The sequence below is a fragment of the Inquilinus sp. genome (assembly GCF_039594555.1).
GTDB lineage: Bacteria > Pseudomonadota > Alphaproteobacteria > DSM-16000 > Inquilinaceae > Inquilinus.
In genome coordinates, this window is the sequence record NZ_JBCNNF010000513.1 from 1 (window position 1) to 4258 (window position 4258).

A 4258-nucleotide genomic window follows, 5' to 3' on the forward strand; every position below is an offset into this window, starting at 1 on the left:
GCTTGCGGTTGTTGATGCGGATGACGAATTCGCCGATACCGATGCGGGCGAAGATGGCGTTGATGACGCAGGGGATCTCGGCGTCGTTCAGCAGGCCCAGCGAGCCGTTGCCGATGACGTCGATATCGGCCTGGTAGAATTCGCGGAACCGGCCGGCCTGGGGCCGCTCGCCGCGCCACACCTTCTGGATCTGGTAGCGCCGGAACGGGAAGGTCAGCCGCGCCGCGTTCTGCGCCACGTAGCGCGCCGTCGGCACGGTCAGGTCGAAATGCAGCGCCATGTCGGTCGAGGCATCCTCCCCCTCCCCCGCCGCCAGGCGGGACAGGGCATAGATCTCCTTCTCGACGATGCCCTTGGCGGTCAGGATCTCGCGCCGCTCCACCGCCGCCGTCTCGATCGGGGTGAAGCCGTAGCGCTCATACTCCTCGCGGATGATGCGCAGGACATGATCCTCGACCAGCTTCTCCTCCGGCAGCCATTCCGGGAAGCCGCTGATCGGCTGGGGCTTGATGATTCGGGTCTCGGACATCGGGCGCATCTTCCAAGGGAGTGTGGCGGTTTAGCCGAAAGCGCCGCCGCCGTCACCCGCGCGGAATCGGAACCGGACCTGCACCCCAGGCGTTTCGCTGGGCGACCGAGACGATACGGAGAGCCCTGGATGCGTGCCACCCCCAACTTGGCCACCCTTGCCCTGGCCTGCCTGGCCACGACCGCCGGCTGGGTGGGCGTTGCTGCCGCCGCCGACATCGAGGCCGGCACCTATGTCGCCGGCGGCGGCGCGCCGATCCGGCTGCTGGTGCAGCCCACGCAGGGTGGCGACGTTGCCTTCCTGCTGCATCGCTCCAGCCGCGGCGGCATCTGCCTGATGTCCGGCATGGCCAAGCCGGTGGGCGACACCATCACCTGGACCAGCAACACCGGCGCGGCCCTGGCGATCCGCTTCGACGGGCGCGGCGCCTCGATCGATACGGCCAACGCCCTGCCGAAGAACTGCGACGGCGCCCCCCGCATCGCCGGTGCCTATGTCTATGACAGCCCGGCGATCGAGTTCGACCGGGCCGAGATCGGCGCGGTGCAGAGCGCCCTGAACGGAGCGGGCTATCAGCTCGGCCGGGTCGACGGCGTGCTGGGCCAGCGCAGCCTTGCGGCCGTGCGCGACTACCAGCAGCGGAACAGCCTGCCCTCGTCCGATGGCGGGCTGACGGTGGAGACCGTGGCCCATCTGGCCAGCGGCGGCCGGACCGCCACCGCCACGCCGACCCCGATCGGGCCGTCCACGCCGCCGGCAACGGGCGCCGCCCCGCCGGTCGCCCCGGCCGACACCGCTCCGGCCGACACCGCCGCGGCGACGCCGAGCGCGCCCACCCCGGCCAGCCCGCCGCCGCCGCTGCGCTGGCTGAACCCGATCCCCGACCGCCTGGTGCCGCTGCTGGAGGCGCGCTACGCGCCGATGGTGGCGCCGGCGGTGATCAACTGGCGCGACGCGCCGTTCCAAGTGGCGGAGATGGAGCTGGACGAGAAGCCCGGCCAGCTGAGCCCGGACGTGATCGTGTTCTGGAACGACGCCAAGCATTGCGACACCAGCGGCTGCCCGTGGGAGATCCTGTCCGAGGGCTCGCAGTCGCTGACGCCGGTCGCCGACGGCAAGGCGCATGAGCTGGGCCTGGCGCCGAGCTACAGCTCCGGCAAGCGCGACCTGCTGGTTGATGGCAGCCGCCTGTTCCGCTGGACCGGCAAGGGTTGGGCGCCGGAGTACTACAAGCCGGAGAAGGTGCGGTAGGGCGCCCGCCCCTTGATGGAGCTTAGGTCGATGCTTTTATTGTCATCCTCGGGCTTGACCCGAGGATCCAGGGGCAGCCAGAGCGGTTCGTGGTGGCCCCTGGATTGCCGGGTCAAGCCCGGCAATGACAGTAAAGATTGAGACTAACATCAACCAGCGCGCGGACTTCCGCTCAGCCGCCATTCCAGCTGGTCCAACCGGTCGGCGCCCCAGAAGCCTTCGCCGTCGAGCAGGAAGAAGGGCGAGCCGAACACGCCCTTCGCTGCCGCGGCCTCGGTCTCGGCCCGCAGCCGGTCCTTGACCACCGGCCGCTGGATCGCCTCCGCCGTCTCCGCCGCGTCGAGGCCGAGCCCGGCGGCGATGCGGACCACGGCCTCCGGCGCCGCGATATCCTCGCCGCGGCCCCAATGCGCGTCATAGAGAGCGACGGCGAGGTCATGTGCCAGGGCCGGCCGGTCGTCCGCCAGCCACCACACGGCGCGGGACGGCGCCAGCGCCGCGATCGGCCATTGCGCCGGCAGGGTGAAGGGGATGCCGAGGAAGGCGGCGAAGCGCGCCGCATCCTGCTCCAGATACGGCCCGCGCACCGGCAGCTCGCGGATCGGCCTGGTGCCGATCTGCTTCATGATCGGGCCCAGCAGCACCGGCTTCCACCGCACCGCGCGGCCGTGCCGCGCCGCCAGCGCGTCGATCCGCCTGGCGCCGAGATAGCCGTAGGGGCTGGCGAAGTCGAAATAGAACTCGATCGGCGACGGCATCCTGCTCTCCTCTCGGCTTGGCCGCAGCCTCGCCCGGCCGAGGGTGCGTTGTCGATATCTCAGGCGGCCATGCCCATGAGAGATCGGTGCACGCACACCCCGGCCATGACGCCGGAGGCCGAGGCCAGGGTGGCGTTGTGCATCGGGGTCGTCGCGTCCCCGGCGGCGAAGACCCCCGGCACCGTCGTCTGCTTGAACTCGTCGACCCGCAGGCGGGGGCCGAGCGGGCCCTCGTCGAAGGCGCAGCCCAGCTGTTCCGCCAGCGGGCTGGCCATGCGGATTCGCGCCGCGGTGAACAGCGCCGCCACCGGCACCACCCGGCCATCGGCCAGCCGCACCGCCTCCAGGTCCGGCGCCGTGCCCAGCAGCTCGACCACCGGGCTGCGCTCGATGGTGACGCCGCGGCCGGCCAGATACGCCGCCTGCGCGGCATCGGGCTCGAACTCGCCCTGGGTGAAGTAGGTCGTGGGGCCCCAATCGGGCAGCATCCCGCCTTGATGGGCGGAGAGCGGGTGGTTGGCCAGGACACCGAGCGGCCGGCCGGCGACCTCGAAGCCATGGCAGTAGGGGCAGTGCAGCACCGTCCTGCCCCAGCGCTCCTGCAGCCCCGGGACCGGCGGCAGCTCGTCGGCCACGCCGGTGGCCAGGATCAGATACGGTGCCGCCTCCTCCCCGCCGTCGGCCAGGGCCACGGAGAAGCCGTCGCCGGTGCGGCGGGCCGACACCGCCTCGCTTTCGATCAGCGCCACGGTCGGATAGGCGAGCAGCTGGCGCAGCCCCTCCTGCCGGATCGCCAGCGGCGGCCTGCCGTCCTGGCCGAGGAAGCCGTGCGACGCGGCGGCGAAGCGGTTGCGCGGCCGGCCGGCATCGATCACCAGCACCCGGCGGCGGGCGCGGGCCAGCTGCATCGCCGCGGACAGGCCGGCGAAGCTGCCGCCGACCACGATGACGTCATGAACCATGATGGGTCTCTCCGTAAGGCAGGCCGCGGCCGCCGTTCAGCCGGCGGGCATCCGCCGCGAGATCGGCCAGGGTCAGGGTGGCGAGGCGCCGGTCCAGCGCGCGTTCGGCCTCCCGCATCGCCTCGTCCAGCGCGGCAGTAACCGCCCGCAGGATCAGGCAGGTCGGCTGGCCCACCTCGAAGGCGGTGAGCGAGACCACCCGCTCGCCCAGGGCGTGCTGGATCTCGGCCAGGGTGATCGCCTCCGGCGGCCGGGCCAGGCGCCAGCCGCCGCCATGGCCCTTGACCGAGCTGACGATGCCGGCCTCGCGCAGCCCGGCGAAGCCGCGCCGGATCACCACGGGGTTGGTCCCCACGAAGGCCGCCATCTCGGCCGAGGTCAGGGCCGTATCGGGCCGCGCGACCATGTGCACCAGCACATGAAGAGCGGCGGAAAGGCGTTCGCTGGATTTCATGTAACTTTGAAAGTTACATGATTCGAACGGCGAGTCCAGCGCGATGGCGACGGGATGCCGGCGCCGGCCGTGTATTAGGATGAAGAGAGATGATGCGAGTCCGGCCATGTCGATGACACCGCCCCGGGGGGACCACAGCGCGCGCGGCGACCTGGCCACGCTGGCCCGGGTCATGCCCTATCTGTGGCGCGGCGAGAGCTGGGGCGTGCGGCTGCGCATCTTGGCCTGCGTCGCCCTGGTGTTCCTGTCCTCCTTCGCCGTGGCGCTGGTGCCGCTGTTGTTCTCGCTGGCGATCGACGCCTAT

5 protein-coding genes and 1 pseudogene are annotated in these 4258 nt (G+C 71.3%); 2 read left to right on the forward strand and 4 right to left on the reverse strand.

Annotated features, from left to right (window positions below; genetic code table 11):
- Positions 1 to 529, reverse strand: a 529-nt coding sequence (locus ABDW35_RS32970) for an ATP phosphoribosyltransferase regulatory subunit (protein ID WP_343718081.1), incomplete at its 3' end; no start/stop codon positions are given.
- A 129-nt stretch (positions 530 to 658) separates the two neighbouring features.
- Between ABDW35_RS32970 and ABDW35_RS32975 the strand changes: the two genes are divergently transcribed.
- Positions 659 to 1780: a peptidoglycan-binding domain-containing protein gene (locus tag ABDW35_RS32975; RefSeq protein WP_343718082.1), complete on the forward strand. Its 1122-nt coding sequence runs from the start codon at positions 659 to 661 to the stop codon at positions 1778 to 1780.
- A gap of 149 nt (positions 1781 to 1929) precedes the next feature.
- Here the strand turns inward: ABDW35_RS32975 and ABDW35_RS32980 are convergent, their stop codons facing one another.
- The 3 genes from ABDW35_RS32980 to ABDW35_RS32990 are packed head-to-tail and all read right to left on the reverse strand — an operon-like array spanning position 1930 to position 3954.
- Positions 1930 to 2538, reverse strand: coding sequence for a 2-hydroxychromene-2-carboxylate isomerase (locus ABDW35_RS32980; RefSeq protein ID WP_343718083.1), 609 nt, complete (start codon positions 2536 to 2538; stop codon positions 1930 to 1932).
- 59 nt (positions 2539 to 2597) lie between these two features.
- Complete coding sequence (locus ABDW35_RS32985; RefSeq protein ID WP_343718084.1) at positions 2598 to 3500, reverse strand: NAD(P)/FAD-dependent oxidoreductase; 903 nt, start codon at positions 3498 to 3500, stop codon at positions 2598 to 2600.
- On the reverse strand, positions 3490 to 3954 hold the full coding sequence (locus ABDW35_RS32990) for an Rrf2 family transcriptional regulator (RefSeq protein ID WP_343718085.1): 465 nt from the start codon (positions 3952 to 3954) through the stop codon (positions 3490 to 3492). Before ABDW35_RS32990 ends, ABDW35_RS32985 begins: the two co-directional genes overlap by 11 nt.
- Before the next feature lie 106 nt (positions 3955 to 4060).
- On the opposite strand from ABDW35_RS32990, the pseudogene ABDW35_RS32995 reads away from it, so the two are divergent.
- Positions 4061 to 4258, forward strand: a pseudogene (locus ABDW35_RS32995) (hypothetical protein); the annotation flags it as partial.

Excerpts from the sequence above, each read along its gene's own strand:
- ABDW35_RS32975 (WP_343718082.1), top strand. The coding sequence starts at position 659 with ATGCGTGCCACCCCCAACTTGGCCACCCTTGCCCTGGCCTGCCTGGCC.
- ABDW35_RS32980 (WP_343718083.1), bottom strand. The coding sequence starts at position 2,538 with ATGCCGTCGCCGATCGAGTTCTATTTCGACTTCGCCAGCCCCTACGGC.
- ABDW35_RS32985 (WP_343718084.1), bottom strand. The coding sequence starts at position 3,500 with ATGGTTCATGACGTCATCGTGGTCGGCGGCAGCTTCGCCGGCCTGTCC.
- ABDW35_RS32990 (WP_343718085.1), bottom strand. The coding sequence starts at position 3,954 with ATGAAATCCAGCGAACGCCTTTCCGCCGCTCTTCATGTGCTGGTGCAC.